Source organism: Loktanella sp. DJP18 (assembly GCF_049310965.1).
Classification (GTDB): domain Bacteria; phylum Pseudomonadota; class Alphaproteobacteria; order Rhodobacterales; family Rhodobacteraceae; genus Loktanella.
In genome coordinates, this window is the sequence record NZ_JBMERN010000032.1 from 24,015 (window position 1) to 42,182 (window position 18,168).

Genomic DNA, 18,168 nt, shown 5'->3' on the forward strand with positions numbered 1-18,168 from the left:
ACGCCGCATCAAGGTGCGTCGCGTTTGGCGATCCAGTCGTGATCCGGATGATTATTGAAACGCCATTTGCGCAGGGGTCCGGCCATGACGTTCAGGTAATACATTTCGTATCCGTAGGGGACACCGCAGGGGTGGTGACCGCGTGGGACAAGAACGACATCGTGGTTTTGCACGCTTAGCGTTTCGTCAAGGCTGCCGTCGTCGGTAAAGACGCGCTGGTGGCCATAGCCCTGCGCGGGGTTCATGCGGTGGTAATAGGTTTCCTCGAGGTAGGTCATGTTGGGAAAGTCGTCTTCGTCGTGGCGGTGCGGCGGGTAGGATGACCAGTGGCCGCTGGGGGTGAAGACCTCGGTGACCAGCAACGATCCCGCGACGTCGCGGTCTTCCATGGCAATGTTGTTGATGTAGCGTGTATTGGTGCCTTTGCCGCGCGGCGTCAAACTGATGCCGTCGGGACCCAGGCGGCGGGCCGGATAGTCGCCTTTTGCGGGTGCAGTGCAGACCGCCAGCGTGCAGGAGGTAATTGCGGTCGCGGTCCAGTCTTCATTGCCGGGGATATAAAGGCAATGCGGCGGCGTCCTGTCGAACACGTCCAGACGGTCTCCCATCTCGCCCCAGTCCTGCCCTGCGGCCTGCACGTCGGCACGGCCTTCGACCAGCACGAGGATGACCTCGCGGTCGCCGGTCTGATCCGTCACGGTGTCGCCGGGCGCAAGGCGGTGCAGGCCAAAGCCGACATAGCCCCAGTCAGCCGACTGCGGGCCGCGCGCACTGGCGACCGTGATGTCGTGGACCTTGCCCGTCGTGGCGGTGGGGCGGCGCAGCAGATCGGTCATGTCGGGTCCTTTGGGTCGAAGATGATAAAAAAGCTGTAAGCGGCCCACAGTCCCATGGCCGCAAAGATCATTCCGAAGAAGGCCGATCCTGTCGCGAATTCAACCACGGCGCAGCCGCCGCTGACGGCGACGACGGCAATCCGGCGCCACAGCGGGATAAAGAACGCAAGTTGCAGGTCCAGAAAACGATTCACGCGCGTCGCCTCGATTCCGTCATATCCAGCCGCGCGGCAAAGGTGTCCGGCGTCCAACCTTCGGCCAGCCCTTGCCGCATCAGGTCAGCCTGACTTTGCGGGGCCAGACCGCCGACGGGCGGGTCGGTGTCAAGGTTCGTGGGAAAGGCGTAGCCTTCTGCACAGGCGGCAATCGCGGCGTCGATCTGGGCGGGGGTCAGGTCATGGGAACTGCACAGGGCCGGGTACAGCGCCTTGGACATCGCGATGCGGTCCAGCGTCTCCATCGCACGGCCAAAGGCCGAGGATATCTGCAACAGGTTCGCCATGCGCTGCACGCCCACGCTGGTATTGGCACCGGCTCCGTGGAACAGCGCCGGATTGAAAAACAGCGCGTCGCCTTTGAAAAGCGGCAGCTGGACGTGTCGCGCCTCGAACAAGGCGCGGTGGGCGTCATCGTGGAAGGCCAGGTAGCCGGGCGCGTAAAGCTGGCTGAAGGGCAGCAGTTTTGTGGGACCGGATTCGATCGGCATGTCGCTGTGGGCGACGGCCCCTTGCAAGGTCAGGGCGGCGGTCAATTCATGCACATGGGCCGGAAAGCGGGCGGCGTCGGCGGCCGTCTTGAAGCCGAGGTGATAGTCGCGGTGGGCAGTCTGCGCCTGCCCGCCGGGACGAACGAGGTTGACCTGCGCCGTGACCTGATAGTCGGGACCGAGCCATGCCTCGCATACGGCCGCGATGGCGGTATTGCCGTGGTAGGCGGCAAAGGTGGCAGGGTCACGCAAACACAGCTTCTGCGCCGCATTCCAGACGCGCGCGTTGTTGCCGACCGCGGCAAAGTGGTCGGCTTTGGCACCACCCGCCGCCTCGTCTGCGATGATCGCGCCGAAAATGGCGGTCGCCGCGTCCACAGGCCCTGTGTCCGCATAGGCTTTGCGCAGCACCAGCACACCTGCGGTATGGCGCAGCACATCCGCCCATTCCGCCAGCAGGCCGGGGCGACGTCCGGGATCGTCCAGCATGCCGGACAGCTCCGCCATGTCGTAAATCGGCACGTTCCTGACGATCTGCGCAGCCTGCGGCACCTCCTGCGGCGTCAGGGTTCGGTCGATCAGGGCGATCAGGTCGTTTGTGTGGCAGCCGGTCGGGCTGAAATACGTGGCATTACCGTCCATGATATTCCCCTAGCTGTCGATGGTCAGGCCGGCATCGCCGCACAGCTTGACGATGTGATCGAACCCCATCTTGGAATAGTCGTAGGGTGGTGCCTTGGCAGGGTCCTGTTCCGCCTCGACCACGATCCAGCCTGCGTAATCCATCGTCGCCAGCCTGTGCGTCACAGCCGCGAAATCAATGCAGCCTTCGGGGTCGCCCGGCACGGTGAAGGCCCCGGCGATGACACCGTCAAGAAAGCTCTTGTTGTCGCGACGGATCAGTTGTGCGCGGTCATCGCGCACGTCCTTGAAGTGGACGTGACGCACCCGGTGGCCCCAGCGGTCCAGCGTCGCCAGCACGTTGCCGCCGCCGAAATGCAGATGGCCGGTGTCGAACAGCAAGGTGACCTCCTCGCTCGATCCGTCCATGAGCGCATCGATGTCCGCCTCGCTTTCGATGATGGACCCCATGTGATGATGGTAGGCCAGCATTATGCCTTGATCGGCCATCCATTTCGCGACCTCGGACAGCTTAGCACCATAGGCGCGCACCTCGTCCCGCGACAGTTTCGGACGGTCATTGACAGGTGTGTTGGGATGGCCCTGCACGGTGTTGGAGCATTCCGCATAAACCAGACAGGGCGAGTTCAGATCGATGAACTGCGTCACCTGCTGCTGGATCGCGGCGCATTCGGCGGGAACGTCCTGCACCAGCAGATTGCCCGAACACCAGCCACCGCACAGGGCGATATCCGCCTCTTCCAGATAGGCGCGCAGGCCTTCGGTGTCCTGCGGCATCCGCTGGCCGCGCTCAACCCCGGTAAAACCGATCTGCCGCGCCTCGCGCAGGGCCTGTTCCATCGTGTAGGCGGCGGTCAGTTCCGGCAGGTCGTCGTTCTGCCAGGCAATGGGAGAGATTCCGATCTTGACGTTCATGTCAGGTGTCTTTCTTTCAGCGCGGCCTCGTAGGCTGTGCGCGCCTGGTTGACGGACGTGCGGTCGCTGACCTGCGGCACCGCGACCTCCCACCACGTCCCGCCCGGATCGGTGGAGGCATGGGGGTCGGTATCGATCACGATGACGAAGGGGCCATCGGCGTCCTTTGCGCGGGTCAATGCGGTTTCCAGTTCCGCGATATTGGCCACATGCACAGACGCGGCCCCCATGCTGGCCGCGTGCGCGGCAAAATCGATGTTGGACGCCGCACCACCATAAGACGAGTCCAGCAGGTTGTTGAACTCTGCCCCGCCGGTGCCGCGCTGCAACCGGTTGATGCAGCCGAACCCTCGGTTGTCGGTCAGCACGAGAGTGATCTTGATCCCCATCATCGCGGCGGTGGCCAGTTCGGAGTTCGCCATCATGTAGCTGCCGTCGCCGATCATGCAGATCACGTCGCGGTCAGGCTGCGCCATCTTGATGCCCATGGCACCGGCGATTTCATAGCCCATGCAGGAAAAGCCGTATTCCATATGATAGGACATGGGGCGCGTGGCCTTCCACAGCTTGTGCAACTCTCCGGGCATGGTGCCTGCGGCGGACATGATGACTGTATGTTCGGTCGCACTGCGTTGCACCGCGCCGACGACTTGCATGTCCGTGGGCAGGGCGTTGCCGTCGGCTGGCGCGTCGGTCAGGGGATCGACAGCGGCAAACCAGGCCGCCTTGGCCTGCCCGGTTTCGGTCTGCGCCGACCAGCTGCCCAGATCGGCATGCAGCATGTCCAGCGCAATCCGTGCGTCCGCCTGCAGCGGCAGTGCGCCATGTTTCGCACTGTCGTAGGCGTTCACGTTGATGCCGATCAGCGTGGCCGAACCGTTGAACAGGCCCCATGACCCGGTGGTGAAATCCTGGAACCGCGTACCGATCCCGATGACCACATCGGCCTGCGCGCAGGCGTCGTTCGCACTCGCCGCCCCGGTGACACCCACGGGGCCAAGGTTCATCGGATGATCCCAGGCCAGCGCCGACTTGCCCGCCTGCGTTTCCACCACGGGGATTCCGTGCGCGGTCGCGAAATCGGCAAGGGCCGCCGCCGCATCGCTGTAATGCACACCGCCACCCGCGACGATGACCGGGCGCTTCGCCGCCTTGATCGCGGCGAGCGCCTCGGCATATTCGCCGTCATCCGGACGAGGGCGTTTGCGCGCCCAGATCTTCGGCTCAAAGAAGTCGGCAGGGTAGTCGAACGCCTCGGCCTGCACGTCCTGACAGAAGGCAAGCGTGACCGGCCCGCAGTCGGCAGGATCGGTCAGGGTCCGCATGGTGCGCGGCAGGGCCGTCAGCAGGTGTTCGGGCCGCATGAGCCTGTCGAAATAGCGGCTGACCGGGCGAAAGCAGTCGTTGGCGCTGACGGTGCCGTCATTGAAAACCTCGGTCTGTTGCAGCACAGGGTCAGGGCCGCGGCTGGCAAAGATGTCGCCCGGCACGTACAGCACCGGCAAACGGTTCACATGCGCCAGCGCCGCCGCCGTTACCATGTTCGTGGCCCCCGGCCCGATGGACGAAGTCACCATCATGGCCCGCTGGCGCCCGGACTGCTTGGCAAAGGCAATGGCCGCGTGGGCCATCGTCTGTTCGTTGTGACCACGAAACGTCTGGAACGTGTCGCGGGACGCATAGAGCGCCTCGCCCAGTCCCGCGACATTGCCGTGACCGAAGATGCCCCAGCATCCGGCAAAGAACGGGTCGCCGCCTTCGGTCATCTGGACTGAAAGCCAGCGGATCATGGCCTGTGCGGCGGTCAGTCGGATGGTCGTCATGGCGTCGTCTTTCTTGCAGTGTCCCAGTGATCGCACAGCCGGGCATAGGTTTCGGCCATGCGGGCGGTGGCGGTGGCGTCGTCGATGCGACCCGCGAACCAGTCGGCGGCCGGATCGGCAAAGATCGTGCGGCCGACGGCGAATCCCTTGACCAGAGCGTGCCGGGCCGCGGCGGCAAAGCTGGCCTTCAGCGTATCTTCGCTTTCGCCGAGGCCAAGGATCACGATGCCGCGCGTGTGGGGATCGTTGCGGGCGATGGCGTCGCAGGCATTCTGCCATGCGACGTCGGTCGCCAGCGGTTCCAGCTTCCACCAGTCAGGGTAGATCCCGATATCGTAGAAGCGCTGGATCACCTGCGCTGTCGTGTCGTCGTCGACGGGTCCGGCCTTGGAGGGGATCACCTCCAGCAACATTTCCAGCCGGTTGCGGCGGCAGGCGTGGAACAGACGGGTGACGGTGGATTCCTGATCCGCTTTCATCGCGGCATCGTCGGCGGGGTGGTAGAAGCACAGCACCTTCACCACCTGATCGCGGGGCCATTCGGACAGGCCGCCATAATCGGGCCCGATCCCCGGTTCCAACGTCAGCGGGCGCGACCCGGGCCATTCCACAGGTCGCCCGATCCAAAGGCCGGAACCCGCGGCGGCATATAGCGCGTCGCGGCCCAGCCGGTCATCGCACAGCAGGCCATAGCCAGGGCGACCGTTCGCCACCTGATGCGTGGCCGCGAGGCACAACTCTTTGAACGCGCCGATCCTTGCAGGCGTGGCACCCGCCAGCGCCTCGAGCTGCATCCGGTGGTCATAGGCAAAGACCCGCAGGTCGGGCCAATCCAGCGCGCGATTAGTGGCCCAGTGGACCTGTTCCAGCGCCATATCCTTGCGCAGCGCCTTTTCCTTGACGCCCCGGTCCAGAAAGAACTGCAATTCCGCCCAGGACGGATAGGCGGGCGTGCAGCCATGACGGCTGACGGCAAAGGCACCGCAGGCATTGGCATAGGTCAGCGCGGTCGGCCAGTCGGCACCGTCCAGCCAGCCTTTTAAAAGGCCCGACATGAAACCGTCGCCAGCCCCCAGCACGTTGAAGACCTCGACCCCGAAACCGGGCCCCGCCTGCCCGTCATCAAGGCTGCCGGGAATGTCGCCGGTGAAGGCGGCAGCCCCCATCGGGCCGCGCTTGCAGACCAGCGTGGCACCCGACACCGCGCGCACGGCACGCAGGGCGGCGATGGTGTCGGTCGTGCCGCCGGCAATGTGAAATTCTTCCTCGGTCCCGACGATCAGGTCGAACAGATGCAGGGTGGCTTGCAGTTTCGTCGTCACGGCGGCGCTTTCGACGAAACGACTCTCGCCGTCGCCATGGCCGGCCACGCCCCACAGGTTCGGACGATAGTCGATGTCGAGTGCGGTCCTGGCACCATTCTTGCGAGCAATGTCCAGCGCCTTCCGCACCGCGGCGGCGGTGTCGGTGTGGCTCAGGTGGGTGCCGGTCGCCACGACGCAGCGCGCGCGGCCGATATAGGCGGGGTCGATGTCATCGACGGTCAGCCCCATGTCGGCGCAGTTTTCGCGGTAGAAGATCAGGGGAAAGCTGTCCTGATCCCGGATTCCCAGCAGCACCAGCGCGGTCAGCCGGTCCGGGTCGGTCTTCACACCGGTCACGTCGACGCCTTCGCGCAGCAATTCCTCGCGGATGAAGCGGCCCATGTGTTCGTCACCGACACCCGTGATCAGGCCCGACCTCAGCCCCAGCCGGGCCGTGCCGCAGGCGATGTTGGTGGGGCTGCCGCCGATGTACTTGTCGAACGACCGCATGTCCTCCAGTCGCCCGCCGACCTGTGCGCCATACAGATCGACGGAACTGCGCCCGATGGTGATGAGGTCGAGGTCGGTCACGCGAGGACCTCTGACACCTTGACCGCGCGGCCCTCCTTCACGGACCGCAGCGCCGCGTCGGCCAAGGCGAGCGCCATGAGGCCGTCGTGTCCGGTGGTCGCGGTGGCCGTCTTGCCTTCAACGGCCTGCACGAAGGACGCGATTTCGGCGGCATAGGCGGCGGTATAGCGGGTCATGAAGAAATCCAGTAGCGGCGGCTTGGTGTAGCCGTCACCGTTGGCAAAGGTCACGCGGGACTTGTGGTGGTTGTCGGCGGCCAGTGATCCAAGCGATCCATGCACTTCGATCCGCTGGTCGTAGCCATACGTCGCGCGGCGCGTGTTGTTGATCGTGCACTGCTTGCCTGACGCAGTTGTCAGGATGACATTGACGGTGTCGAAGTCGCCGGCCTTGCCGATCGCCGGGTCCACCAGATTGGACGCAGCGGCCATGACGGTCTCCACCTCCTCGCCCAGCATCCAGCGGGCGACGTCGAAGTCGTGGATCGTCATGTCGCGGAAGATGCCGCCGGACCGTTCGATGTAGGCGATCGGCGGTGCGCCGGGATCGCGGGAGGTCAGCGTCACCATCTCGACCTCTCCGATCTTGCCAGCATCGATCATGTCGCGCAGGGCGCGGAAATCCGGATCGAACCGGCGCTGAAAGCCGACCATCAGGGTCGTTCCGGTGTCCTTGACCGTTTGCAGGCAGGCCTTCACCCGGCGCACGTCCAGATCGACCGGCTTTTCGCAAAAGATCGCCTTTCCGGCCTTCGCCGCACGCTCGATCAGGTCGGCGTGGGTGTCGGTGGGCGTGCAGATCACGACGGCATCGATATCGTCGGACGCGAGGATCGTGTCGATGTCGCGAATGTCGCAGCCATGGAGGTCGGCTACGCGGCGGGACGCCTCGGCCACGGGGTCCGCGATGGCGGTGAGGCGCGCGCCGGGGACCGATGCAATGGCATTGGCGTGGACTTGACCGATACGGCCAGCGCCGAGGACGGCAAAGGAAACTGTCATGTGATCTACTCTTGTTTATTCGGGATATGACCCGGAGACGTTCTGGTCGAAATCGATGATGGACCCGGTGATGACACCGGACCCGGACCCCAGCAGATAGGCGGCGAGTGTCGCGACGTGATCGGGTTTGACAAGCGTGCCCATGGGCTGCGACGCCTCGGCCTTTTGCAGCCAATCGTCGCCGCCACCATGATATTTGCGCTGGATCATGTCCTCGCCCGGGGTATCCATCCAGCCGCAGTTCAGGCCATTCACACGGATGCGGTCATGCCGCAGGGCGTTGGCCGCATTTTTCGTGATGTTCAGCAAGGCGGCCTTGGATGCGGAATAAGGGGCGAGGAATGTCTGACCGCAGTGCGCGGCCATCGACAGGATGTTGACCACCTGCGCCGGATGGCCCGCCGCGATGGCCAGATTGGCAAAGGTCTGGATCGCAAAGAAAGGTGCGCGGACGTTCGCGGCCATCATCCGGTCAAAGTCTTCGGGTGTCGTGTCGCGGATGCCGCCCCGGTCCGTCAGCGCGGCCGCGTTGACCAGCGCGGTCAGATCGCCAAGCCTGTCTCTGGCGCGGTTCACCGTGGCGATGACGTCGGAGGCGTCAGCCAGATCGAGTGCCATGAACACCGCCCCGATCCTCTGTGCCGCAGCCTCGCCCTTGGCCGCGTCGCGGCCGGTGATGACGATGCGGGTGCAGCCTTGATCCATCAGCGCACGCGCGATGGCCAGACCCAGCCCCTGCGTGCCGCCGATGATCAGCGCGGCGGTCTCGGCGTGGATCACAGCGCACCCTCCGCGTATTCCGGCTGCGTCTTGGCACCCGTGATGTAGGCCACGACATCCTGACCGTCGGTGTCCTCCTTGCGCAGGTTGGCGACGATCCGGCCGCGGCGGAACACCACGATCCGGTCGCACAGGTCCATCACCTGCCGCATGTTGTGCGAGATCAGGATCAGCGGTTCACCCGCCTCTTTCAGCGTGCGGATGATGTTTTCGACCTGCAGGGTTTCCTGTACGCCCAGCGCCGCGGTCGGTTCGTCCATAATCGTCAGCTTGGAATGAAACGTCGCGGTGCGGGCGATGGCGACGCACTGGCGCTGGCCGCCCGACATGTTCCGGATCGCGTTGTTCAGATTCGGGATCTTCACGCCGGTCTTGTTCAAGCCTTCTTCTGTCGCGCGGCGCATTGCCTTGTAGTCAAGGATGGAGAATGGCCCGAGCCGGAACTTCACCAGCTCTCGCCCCAGAAAGAGGTTGTCCGGCACGTCCAGATCGTCGGCAAGCGCGAGGTTCTGGAACACCGTCTCGATGCCCGCCTGGCGCGCGGCCATCGGGCCGTCGAACTGCACCTTCTTTCCGTCAAAGGTGACCGTGCCGCGCGTGCGCTGTTCGACTGCGGTGATCTGGCGCACGAAGGTCGACTTGCCCGCACCGTTGTCGCCCATGATCGCTACATGTTCGCCGGCGTGGATTTCGAAATCCGCATCCGACAAGGCATGGACGCCGCCGTAATGCTTGGTCAGGCCTTCGGTCTTGAGGATGATGTCCGACATCTGCGCCCCCGTCATGATTTCGCCCCGGCGCGTTGCTGGCGCCATTGGTCCAGCACCACGGCCCCCACGATGATCGCGCCCAGGACCATTTCCTGGTAATAGGCATCCAGCCGCAGAAAGGTGAAACCGGACTGGATCACGCCGAAGATCAAGGCCCCGATGACGGTGCCGATGATCGACCCGCGCCCGCCGCGCAACGACACGCCGCCGATCACGGCCATCGCGATGGCATAGAGTTCGTAGATCACGCCCATGCCCGCCTGCGCCGTCAGGTTCTTGGAGCTGAGGACAAGGGCGGCCACGGCGGCCAGCATCGCGGCGATGGTATAGACCAGCACCTTGTGCCGCTGCACCTTGATGCCGGACATGCGGGCTGCATCCTCGTTCGATCCGATGGCGTAGGTATGCTTGCCGTAGACGGTGTACTTCATGATCAGGTGGAACAGGACGGCGATCGCCAGAAAGATGAAGACCGGTGTCATGCCCTTGCCGATCTCCGCATAGCTGTCGGTGGGAAACGAAATCGGCTGACCCTTGGACCACCATTTGGCCACGCCGCGGGCACTGACCAACATGCCAAGCGTCGCGATGAAGGGCGGTATCCGGGTGTAGGCGATCAGCAGCCCGTTGATCATGCCGGCAATGACACCACAGGCAAGGCCCACAAGGATCGGCACGATGACCGGCAGGTCCAGCAATGCGGGGCCGAACATGGCCCTCGGGTTGGGATTGCCGTTCACGATCTCGACCTGTGCAAAACTCATCGCGATCATCGCTGTGGCCCCGACGATGGACCCCGACGACAGGTCGATGCCGCCCAGAATGATGACCTGCGTCACGCCGATCGCGATGATGCCGATGATGGCGACCTGCAGGATGATGATCTGCAACCGCTGTTCATTGAAGATCGACCCGAAGCGATCGCCGCTGTCGAACAGGAAGCTCTGGCCCATCAGCATCTGGCCCAGCGTCTCGAACACCAAGATTATGATGACCAGTGCGATGAAGACATTGGCCTCGTTCGGCCAGGACCGCTTCCGCGCGTCGAAGGTCAGCCCGCCGACGCCATGCGACGGTTGTGGCGATCTTGCCATGTGTGGTGTCCCCCGCAAATTCCCGTGGCGACCAAATCGCGCCATCGGGGTCGTGACCGGGGCAGCACCCTGCCGCCCCGGTCAATCCGAGATCGGATCAGTTCTTGCTGATGAAATCGGCGACGTTCGCAGGTGTCACCAGCTGGAACGGCACGTAGACCTTCTGCTCCACCGTTTCGCCCCTGGCCAGTTTCAGCGCCGCGTCCAGCGCTCCGGCACCCTGCCCTGCGGCATCCTGGAACACGGTCACGTCCTGATCGCCTGCCTGCATCGCGGCCAGCGCGTCCTGGGTCGCATCCACACCGGCCACGATCACGGCATCCATCGCGACGCCGCCCGCCTTCATCGCCTGAATGGCACCCAGTGCCATCTCGTCGTTGTTGGCGATCACGGCGTCGAACGTCTCACCGGTGGACAACCAGTTGGTCATAAGGTTCTGCGCCTCGTCGCGCGACCAGTTGGCGGTCTGTTCGTCAAGGATGTTCAAGGTCACGCCGCAGTTGCCCGATGCCATCACGTCGTGGATGTCGGCGGTGCGCTGCACGGCGGCCTGGTTCGACAGCTGGCCCATCATGACATAGATGTTCGCCTCGGTCTTGCCGGCCTCGGCCAGCAGGCGGCAGACTTCCATCGTCTCCAGCGTGCCGGAGTCGACCTCGTTGGATGCGACGAAGGCCTGGTTGTCGGGCAGCGTGTCGACGTTGATCGGCTCGCGGTTGACATAGACCAATGGCACGCCGGCAGCCTCGGCCGCCTGCGACATGGCTTCGGTCGCAGATGTGTCGACCGCGTTCACGATGATCGCATCCACGCCAGAGGCCACGAAGTTGTTGATCTGGTCCAACTGCTTGGCCACGTCGTCCTGCGCGTCCTCGACCTGCAGGGTCACGCCGTCCATGCCTTCGGCCGTTGCGATCATGCCGTTGCGCAGCACGGTCAAGAAGTTGTCGTCGAAGCGCGCCATCGACACGCCGATGTTCTCTGCCATCGCCGTCGTGGACAGAAGCGAGGCGATGCCCGCCGCGATCAAGGTCTTTTTCATGTCGTCCTCCCAAACCGGTGTCCGGCGCACCTGAAATCGTTTTGCCGGAAACCCCCTCCCGGGGCTTTATCGTCGCGTCAGGCTGCCATTTGGGACAGGCCCGCCGTGATGAATGTCATGGATGCGCGCAATGCCGGTGCCGGATCGGCCAGATCATGAACCAACGGCGAAAAGGGCTCGAACGACAGCGGGCCGGAATAGCCGTCGGCCCGCAGCGCAGCGATCTGTGCCAGATTGCCCAACCGGTCATCGCCGTCGACCAGCACGCGATGTGCATCCGTCATCTCGTCGAAAGCGGGGCCGGGATCGGTCACGCCGGAGATATGCACGAGGCCGGTCTGCGCCGCATGGAACGCGCCGCCGCCAGCCAATGCGTGATGGAATGTGTCATGCACCAGCTTGATCGTGTCGCCGGCGTCCATTGTGGCGATCACGGCGACCGCGTCTGACTTGTGACGCAGCGAACTGACCGTGAATCCCAAGGGTTCGACCAGACCGACCAGACCGGCATCGCGCAGCAGCGGCAGCAGGCCGTCCAGCGCGCGCTTCAGGTTGTCGCGGGGCACGTCGACGCCCCAACCGTCGTTGCGCGGGATCAGGGCCACCGCCTCTGCGCCGCAGGCCTTGGCGACCGCGATCAAGGCCTTCGCCTCCTCCTCTTTCGCAGGACCATAGTCATTGAAGGATTTCACTTCGGCCAGCGCAAGGATGCGCAATCCCCGGCTGCGGGCGGCGTCGGCCACGATGGCGGGTGCGTGTCCGTGGAACAGCGGCGCTGACAGATCGTTGCGGAACTCGACCCCGACCGCGCCGACGCTGACGGCCAGATCCAGCAACGCGTCATATCGCAAACCGGGGACCGTCATGTGATTGATGCCGAACGCCTGCGCCATGACTTTTCCCCGAGCCGCTCTTTGTCGTGTGGCACGTTGCCGCGCGAAGACAGATTCGGTCAATCCATTCACGACCCTTTCTGTCATGCCTGATAGGATGACCGTCAAGCATGATGGTATGACATCATGAGACGCTTTCCGGCAGGAACAGGTCCGGCTGCAGAAAATGCTGCCCGACGATGGGAAGCGCATCGTGCAGCTTGGCGTCGATCATGTGGCCCATCACGTCTGCGCATAAACGCGCCAGCGGCGTGGCGATGACCATCGTGACATAGCGATCCACCAATGCCGCGCGGCTTTCAGGTGTCAGCTCGTTAACAACGAGCGCTACGTCGCCGGGCGCGCGCAGCTCTCTGACGGCGGCAATTGCCCCTTCCATCCCGCCGCCTGCACAATAGATGCCGCGCAGATGGCGGTTGCGGTCCAGCAGGTCCAGTGTCGCCTCGTAGGTGACTTGCCGCGTTTCCAGATTGACCAGCGTATCCATGATCTGAAAATCCTGCGCGAATTCGCGGATGTAGCTGCGAAAGCCCGTCTCACGCAGTTCATGCCCATGCCAGCGATAGCCGCCGACAAACACCGCCAGCTTGCCCGGCTCTTTCGCGGCCAGATGCACCATGGACGCGGCGATGCGTCCGACCTTGATATTGTTCAGCCCCATGTAGCTTTGCCTTTCGCCTTGGGCAAAGTCATTGAGCAGCGCAAAGCAGGGAATGCCCCGCGCGCGCAGGCTGACGACCTTTTCGGTGATCGTGTTGTGGCTGACGGCCGTGGCGGCGATGCAATCGCAATCGCGTGCCAGATCTTCCATGCAGGCTGCGAAATCGCCAGGTGACTGCGATGGGGAAAAGACGATGCGCGGAACGATGCGGACCTTGTCCTGCCCCGCCGCCGCGGACAGGATCGCGGCGTGGAACGCCTTGTAAAAGGCCTGCGCCTGCTTGTGCAGGACGAACCCGACGCGCACGACAGGCCGGTCCGCTTGCATGCGTTGATTGATCAGTCCCGCTGCGTGATAGCCGATCTCCTGCGCCGCCTCGTAGACCTTGCGGGCGGTTTCCTCTCTTACCCGGGCCCTGCCATTCAGGACCCGGTCGACTGTCGCGACACTGACGCCGGATGTCCTTGCAAGATCGTCGATGGTCGGTCGGCGGGCCATGATAACCTCATTCGATTTGATGTGATTCCATCATGACTTCTATCGACGCCTGACCGATTATGAAAGGTTCCTGCGGTTTTCTCTGGGCCGATCGCCACGCGGTTTCGTAAGGCTGGTGGTGCATCACGCACAGGGAACGACGCCATGCCTCGAGACTATTCCATGACCGGACCCGACGCCGAACAGGCCGTCGCGACCGGTCTGTCCGCCGCCGATTGGTACCATACCGACTTGCCACGCAAGGACATGAAGGCGCTGATGCAGCGCCGCGACGCGCCGGCGATCCGCGACACCGCGATCCTGTTCGGTCTGATGATCGCTCTGGCAGCAGGCGGCGTAATGTTGTGGGGCAATGTGTGGGCCGTTCCGTTCTGGCTCGGTTACGGCGTCCTGTACGGGTCCGCAATGGACAGCCGCTGGCACGAATGCGGCCACGGGACCGCGTTCCGCACGTCATGGATGAACGACGCCCTCTATCAGATCGCCAGCTTCTGCATGGTGCGCAATCCGGTCGTCTGGCGGTGGAGCCACGCGCGCCACCACACGGACACGGTCATCGTCGGCCGCGACCCCGAGATCGCCGTCATGCGCCCGCCCGCGCTGTTACGGCTGCTGTTGAACGTCTTCGGCATTCTGGATGCCTTGCAAGGGTGGAGTAGGATGCTGCGCAACGCCAGCGGTCGTCTGGACGCGGAAGAGGCGACATGGGTCCCGGAAAGCGAACAGCCGAAGGTGATCCGTATCGCCCGCATCTGGGTTGCCATCTATGCGGCAACCATCGGGATCGCCATCGCGACGGGGTCCATCATACCGGTGATGCTGATCGGATTGCCCCGGCTTTACGGTGCCTGGCACCACGTGATGACTGGAGTGCTGCAACACGCCGGGCTGGCGGACAACGTGAACGATCACCGCTTGAATTCGCGCACCGTACTGATGAACCCTGTCAGCCGCTTCATCTACTGGAACATGAATTATCACGTCGAACACCACATGTTCCCGATGGTGCCGTATCACCGCCTGCCGGACCTGCACGCCGCGATCCGCCATGACCTGCCCGCGCCCAGCCCCTCCATCCTTGCCGCCTATGTCGAGGTCTGGCCGGTCCTGCGCCGCCAGTTGAGGAACGAGGATCACTTCCTGACCCGCACCCTCCCGACCACCGCCCGCCCCTACCGCGACGACCTGCACGCCGCGGCTGTCGACGGCCTGATCCCCACCTGAAGGATATCGCCATGACCACCTGGATTAATGCCTGCACCATCCATGATATCGACCCAGAGGATGTCATCCGGTTCGACCACGAGGGTCGGACCTTTGCCATCTACCGCAGCCCGGACGACGCATACTTTTGCACGGACGGGCTTTGCACCCATGAGCAGGTCCATCTGGCCGACGGATTGGTGATGGATCACACGATCGAATGTCCCAAGCACAACGGCCGCTTCGATTACCGCACGGGTGCCGCACTGCGCGCGCCGGTCTGTGTGAATCTGCACAGCTACCCGACGCGCATCAACGGTGACCGGGTGATGATCGGACTGGACGACTGAAGCGCCCCACCGTCGCCGACCCGCGCGCGCTGAAGGCAAACGCGCCTTCGCATCGCGAGGATCAGGACTTACGGGTCTGCAAGGGGACCTATGCGATTGCGCGGGGATTTGCTTTCAGGTCCCATTCATGCCCGGCTTCAGGACGACCTTGGTCCAGTCGTTCTGGTTGTAGCGGAAGTTCTCATAGCCTCGTGGCGCGTCTTCCAGCGACAGACGGTGAGAAATCAGGAACGTGGTGTCGATCTCGCCTTCGCCGATCCGGCGCAGCAAATCCGGCAGGTAACGTTGCACATGGGTTTGTCCGGACCTGACCTGCACGCCCTTTTCCATCAGGGCACCCAGCGGAAACTTGTCCAGAAAACCGCCATAGACCCCGGGGATCGAAATTCGCCCCCCCTTACGCACGGCCATGATCGCCTCGCGCAGGGCATGGCCGCTGTCGGCACCGGCACCGATATTCTGCTTGATGTTGTCAAGCACGGTGTCCGGGGCGAAGCTGTGCGATTCCATGCCGACGGCGTCGATCACGGCATCCGGGCCAAAGCCACCTGACATCTCCATCAAGGCCTCCAGCACGTGGGTTTGTTTGAAGTCGATGACGTCCGCCCCCAGCTTGCGCGCCAGGTCGAGCCGGGCGGGGAATTCATCGATCGCGATCACGCGGGCGGCCCCCATCAGGCGGGCAGCCTGAATGGCGAAGAGGCCGACCGGGCCGCAGCCCCAGACTGCAACGGTGTCGCCATCCTCGATCTGCGCGTTCTCGGCCGCCATCCAGCCAGTGGGCAGGATGTCGGACAGAAACAGCACCTGATCGTCATCAAGACCTTCGGGAATGTCGATCGGCCCGATGTCGGAAAACGGCACCCGAACGTATTCCGCCTGCCCTCCCGGATAGCCGCCGGTCAGGTGCGAATATCCGAACAGGGCGCTGACGGCATGACCGTAAAGGTTCTCGGTCACATCCTGCTTTTCCACGGGATTGGTGTTGTCGCAGGCCGAATACAGCTGCTTCTGGCAGAAGAAGCAGGCTCCGCAGGATATGGTGAACGGCACCACGACGCGCTGGCCTTTCTTGAGGGTGCTTTTCGGACCCACGTCCACCACGCGACCCATGAATTCGTGGCCAAGGATATCGCCCGCCATCATGCCGGGGATCACCCCGTCGTAAAGGTGCAGGTCGGACCCACAAATCGCGGTCGAGGTGATTTCGATGATCGCATCGCGAGGATTGACGATCTCGGGGTCAGGCACTGTATCCACGCGGACGTCGTGCTTTCCATGCCAGGTCAGGGCGCGCATGTCATTCTCCTTCGGTGTCGGTCTTGCGGTTGGCAGAGGTGGCGATCTCGCCCGTCTCCAGCAGCATCTTCAGCCGCTTGAGCTCGCGGCGGCCTTGCACGTGTGGTTCGGCCTGAAACGCCTTGGCGATCCAGCGGCCCAATTCGCCCATCGGCGGCACATAGGCGATGATCGCCTCGACCTCTGTGCCGCGTCCGCCGGGTGCATCGCGGAACAGGACCTTGCCGCTGGTTTCGATCCCTGAATCGGCGGTGGACTGCCAAGAGATTTCGGAACCTTCGCGATCCTCGACGATCCGCGTCTCCAGATGCACGTCCCGGCCCATCGGACCCTTGATGGTCCAGCGGGTCAGGTCGCCGTCCACGCTGATGTGGCGGACATTTTCCATGAAGGTCGGCAGATTCCTGAAGTCGCGAAAGTAGGCGTAGACCTCTTGACGGGACCGGGCGATCGTCACGGTGCGACCGACGACCGCGTGACGGCCAAATCTTCGTTGCCGACTGGTGCGACCCGGTGCGCTGTCCGGTGGCCGGACGGCGACCTTGTTCCGGCTCTCGACCTGATACAGCAGCGTCAGTCCCGCCAACCCGACAGCCGTGGCCGCCAGAAAGCCCATCCTGCCTTTTCGGCCGGTGTCACGTGAATCCATCATGCCTTCCCTCCAGCTATTCTGCGTGACGGTCGCAGCCCCAAGGCTCAAGTGCCGTTCGGATGTCCGTCACCGCCAAACCTGTCTGTGCAGAACGACACGTCATGCTTTCGGTTCCGAATGAATTGTCATCACGTCGGGGTCGCCGGACAAAAGGTCTAGGACGCGGGCATGGGATATACTTGCGACATCGCAGGCCGATGACGGAATGGGTGTGGCCCAATCCAGCGTGTCCGCCGCTTCAGAGATCACGCCACCTGGGGATCGCGACGACCGCGTTCGTGCAGGTTCTGGAAGCACGGCGGATCTTTGGTCTGTCGGGACGATGCTCTGAATTTGCTTCAGGCAAGAAAAAACGGCCGGATTGTGAAATCCGGCCGTGACGTCATGAAAAATTCTTTAGGAAAATCAGCTTGCCTTGCGGCGACGCAAAGCTCCAAATCCGGCAAGCGCACCGATCAGCAGAAAACCTGCGGCGGGTACGGGAACGGCGGGCGGCACGACGTCATAGCTGATCGAGCGGATCTTGAACCCGTCGCTGCTGTGGTTCGCGCCGATGCCAAAGATCGAGCCCTTGTAGGGGGTCGCAAAGGAGTAAGTGCGGTTGCTGCCGTTGTTGGTCAGGCCAAGATTGCTGACGAATGTGCCGTCGGACAGCTTGAGGTCGAAGTCATCGTTGCCGTCGGCGTAGCTGAACGTGATGCCGGTCAGGGCGACCATCATCGTGCCAAAATCGAAGAACGCCATCTCGAACGCCCCTCCGCCGGCCTTTTTGCCGTCGATCAGGTGGTCATCGTACGTATGCTCCCACCAACCCCAGCTGTCACAATCGCCGACACCGTGCGTGTCCAATCCACTGGTGCAAATCCCCAGCCCACCATTGCTGGAGGTATAGCTGGCGATCAGGGCAGTTCCGGCGAACGCATTGCCGCTGCCGTCAACGCGACTGCCGCTGACGTTGACCGTCTCGCTGCCATTCGTGAAGGACAACGGCCCAGCCTGTGGTGCATTGTAGGAGGTGTTGAAATTGATGGTCGCAGCTGCGGCAGCGTTCGCAACCGCCAGTCCGCCGATCATGGTCAAAGCACCCAAACCTATTTTGACAATATTC

At 63.4% G+C, this 18,168-nt stretch carries 18 protein-coding genes; 2 read left to right on the forward strand and 16 right to left on the reverse strand.

Annotation, left to right across the window (positions count from 1 at the left end; all coding sequences use genetic code 11):
* Positions 1 to 8 precede the first annotated feature (8 nt).
* From iolB to ACOI1H_RS11490, 13 genes are all read right to left on the reverse strand, one after another.
* Positions 9 to 836: a 5-deoxy-glucuronate isomerase gene (gene iolB, locus ACOI1H_RS11430; protein ID WP_422437558.1), complete on the reverse strand. Its 828-nt coding sequence runs from the start codon at positions 834 to 836 to the stop codon at positions 9 to 11.
* Entirely contained in the window at positions 833 to 1,030 is a 198-nt protein-coding gene (locus tag ACOI1H_RS11435) for a hypothetical protein (RefSeq protein ID WP_422437560.1), read from the reverse strand. The genes iolB and ACOI1H_RS11435 overlap by 4 nt, the downstream gene beginning before the upstream one ends.
* Positions 1,027 to 2,184, reverse strand: a complete 1,158-nt coding sequence (locus ACOI1H_RS11440) for a phytanoyl-CoA dioxygenase family protein (protein WP_422437561.1) — start codon at positions 2,182 to 2,184, stop codon at positions 1,027 to 1,029. Before ACOI1H_RS11440 ends, ACOI1H_RS11435 begins: the two co-directional genes overlap by 4 nt.
* 9 nt (positions 2,185 to 2,193) lie before the next feature.
* A complete protein-coding gene (gene iolE / locus ACOI1H_RS11445; RefSeq protein ID WP_422437563.1) occupies positions 2,194 to 3,099 on the reverse strand; it encodes a myo-inosose-2 dehydratase in 906 nt (301 codons plus the stop codon).
* On the reverse strand, positions 3,096 to 4,922 hold the full coding sequence (gene iolD, locus ACOI1H_RS11450) for a 3D-(3,5/4)-trihydroxycyclohexane-1,2-dione acylhydrolase (decyclizing) (RefSeq protein WP_422437564.1): 1,827 nt from the start codon (positions 4,920 to 4,922) through the stop codon (positions 3,096 to 3,098). The genes iolE and iolD overlap by 4 nt, the downstream gene beginning before the upstream one ends.
* Entirely contained in the window at positions 4,919 to 6,817 is a 1,899-nt protein-coding gene (locus ACOI1H_RS11455) for a bifunctional 5-dehydro-2-deoxygluconokinase/5-dehydro-2-deoxyphosphogluconate aldolase (protein WP_422437566.1), read from the reverse strand. Before ACOI1H_RS11455 ends, iolD begins: the two co-directional genes overlap by 4 nt.
* The gene (gene iolG, locus ACOI1H_RS11460) at positions 6,814 to 7,818 is read right to left on the reverse strand and encodes an inositol 2-dehydrogenase (protein ID WP_422437567.1); all 1,005 of its coding nucleotides are present in this window, start codon (positions 7,816 to 7,818) and stop codon (positions 6,814 to 6,816) included. Before iolG ends, ACOI1H_RS11455 begins: the two co-directional genes overlap by 4 nt.
* A 15-nt stretch (positions 7,819 to 7,833) precedes the next feature.
* Positions 7,834 to 8,598 (reverse strand): SDR family oxidoreductase, encoded by a 765-nt coding sequence (locus ACOI1H_RS11465; protein WP_422437568.1) that lies wholly within the window; start codon positions 8,596 to 8,598, stop codon positions 7,834 to 7,836.
* Positions 8,595 to 9,368, reverse strand: coding sequence for an ATP-binding cassette domain-containing protein (locus ACOI1H_RS11470; RefSeq protein WP_422437569.1), 774 nt, complete (start codon positions 9,366 to 9,368; stop codon positions 8,595 to 8,597). The genes ACOI1H_RS11465 and ACOI1H_RS11470 overlap by 4 nt, the downstream gene beginning before the upstream one ends.
* A gap of 11 nt (positions 9,369 to 9,379) precedes the next feature.
* Positions 9,380 to 10,462 (reverse strand): ABC transporter permease, encoded by a 1,083-nt coding sequence (locus ACOI1H_RS11475; protein ID WP_422437571.1) that lies wholly within the window; start codon positions 10,460 to 10,462, stop codon positions 9,380 to 9,382.
* Between the two features lie 97 nt (positions 10,463 to 10,559).
* Positions 10,560 to 11,504 carry a sugar ABC transporter substrate-binding protein gene (locus ACOI1H_RS11480; RefSeq protein ID WP_422437572.1) on the reverse strand — a complete coding sequence of 315 codons (945 nt, stop codon included), beginning with the start codon at positions 11,502 to 11,504 and terminating at the stop codon, positions 10,560 to 10,562.
* Between the two features lie 77 nt (positions 11,505 to 11,581).
* Complete coding sequence (locus tag ACOI1H_RS11485; protein WP_422437574.1) at positions 11,582 to 12,397, reverse strand: TIM barrel protein; 816 nt, start codon at positions 12,395 to 12,397, stop codon at positions 11,582 to 11,584.
* Between the two features lie 124 nt (positions 12,398 to 12,521).
* Positions 12,522 to 13,556 (reverse strand): LacI family DNA-binding transcriptional regulator, encoded by a 1,035-nt coding sequence (locus tag ACOI1H_RS11490; protein WP_422437575.1) that lies wholly within the window; start codon positions 13,554 to 13,556, stop codon positions 12,522 to 12,524.
* A 162-nt stretch (positions 13,557 to 13,718) separates the two neighbouring features.
* Here ACOI1H_RS11490 and ACOI1H_RS11495 point away from each other — a divergent pair, with 162 nt between their 5' ends.
* Both ACOI1H_RS11495 and ACOI1H_RS11500 read left to right on the forward strand, forming a co-directional pair.
* Entirely contained in the window at positions 13,719 to 14,780 is a 1,062-nt protein-coding gene (locus ACOI1H_RS11495) for a fatty acid desaturase family protein (protein WP_422437576.1), read from the forward strand.
* An 11-nt stretch (positions 14,781 to 14,791) separates the two neighbouring features.
* Positions 14,792 to 15,109: a MocE family 2Fe-2S type ferredoxin gene (locus tag ACOI1H_RS11500; protein ID WP_422437578.1), complete on the forward strand. Its 318-nt coding sequence runs from the start codon at positions 14,792 to 14,794 to the stop codon at positions 15,107 to 15,109.
* A 114-nt stretch (positions 15,110 to 15,223) separates the two neighbouring features.
* On the opposite strand, the gene ACOI1H_RS11505 is transcribed toward ACOI1H_RS11500, so the two are convergent.
* From ACOI1H_RS11505 to ACOI1H_RS11515, 3 genes are all read right to left on the reverse strand, one after another.
* A complete protein-coding gene (locus ACOI1H_RS11505; RefSeq protein ID WP_422437580.1) occupies positions 15,224 to 16,408 on the reverse strand; it encodes a zinc-dependent alcohol dehydrogenase in 1,185 nt (394 codons plus the stop codon).
* A 1-nt stretch (position 16,409) separates the two neighbouring features.
* A complete protein-coding gene (locus tag ACOI1H_RS11510) occupies positions 16,410 to 17,060 on the reverse strand; it encodes an SRPBCC family protein (RefSeq protein WP_422437581.1) in 651 nt (216 codons plus the stop codon).
* A 405-nt stretch (positions 17,061 to 17,465) separates the two neighbouring features.
* Positions 17,466 to 18,168: VPLPA-CTERM sorting domain-containing protein (locus tag ACOI1H_RS11515; RefSeq protein WP_422437583.1), on the reverse strand; the 703-nt coding region annotated here is incomplete at its 5' end.

Coding starts and splice junctions, on each gene's coding strand:
- iolB (WP_422437558.1), bottom strand. CDS start 836: ATGACCGATCTGCTGCGCCGCCCCACCGCCACGACGGGCAAGGTCCAC.
- ACOI1H_RS11440 (WP_422437561.1), bottom strand. CDS start 2,184: ATGGACGGTAATGCCACGTATTTCAGCCCGACCGGCTGCCACACAAAC.
- iolE (WP_422437563.1), bottom strand. CDS start 3,099: ATGAACGTCAAGATCGGAATCTCTCCCATTGCCTGGCAGAACGACGAC.
- iolD (WP_422437564.1), bottom strand. CDS start 4,922: ATGACGACCATCCGACTGACCGCCGCACAGGCCATGATCCGCTGGCTT.
- iolG (WP_422437567.1), bottom strand. CDS start 7,818: ATGACAGTTTCCTTTGCCGTCCTCGGCGCTGGCCGTATCGGTCAAGTC.
- ACOI1H_RS11470 (WP_422437569.1), bottom strand. CDS start 9,368: ATGTCGGACATCATCCTCAAGACCGAAGGCCTGACCAAGCATTACGGC.
- ACOI1H_RS11475 (WP_422437571.1), bottom strand. CDS start 10,462: ATGGCAAGATCGCCACAACCGTCGCATGGCGTCGGCGGGCTGACCTTC.
- ACOI1H_RS11480 (WP_422437572.1), bottom strand. CDS start 11,504: ATGAAAAAGACCTTGATCGCGGCGGGCATCGCCTCGCTTCTGTCCACG.
- ACOI1H_RS11485 (WP_422437574.1), bottom strand. CDS start 12,397: ATGGCGCAGGCGTTCGGCATCAATCACATGACGGTCCCCGGTTTGCGA.
- ACOI1H_RS11490 (WP_422437575.1), bottom strand. CDS start 13,556: ATGGCCCGCCGACCGACCATCGACGATCTTGCAAGGACATCCGGCGTC.
- ACOI1H_RS11495 (WP_422437576.1), top strand. CDS start 13,719: ATGACCGGACCCGACGCCGAACAGGCCGTCGCGACCGGTCTGTCCGCC.
- ACOI1H_RS11500 (WP_422437578.1), top strand. CDS start 14,792: ATGACCACCTGGATTAATGCCTGCACCATCCATGATATCGACCCAGAG.
- ACOI1H_RS11505 (WP_422437580.1), bottom strand. CDS start 16,408: ATGCGCGCCCTGACCTGGCATGGAAAGCACGACGTCCGCGTGGATACA.
- ACOI1H_RS11510 (WP_422437581.1), bottom strand. CDS start 17,060: ATGATGGATTCACGTGACACCGGCCGAAAAGGCAGGATGGGCTTTCTG.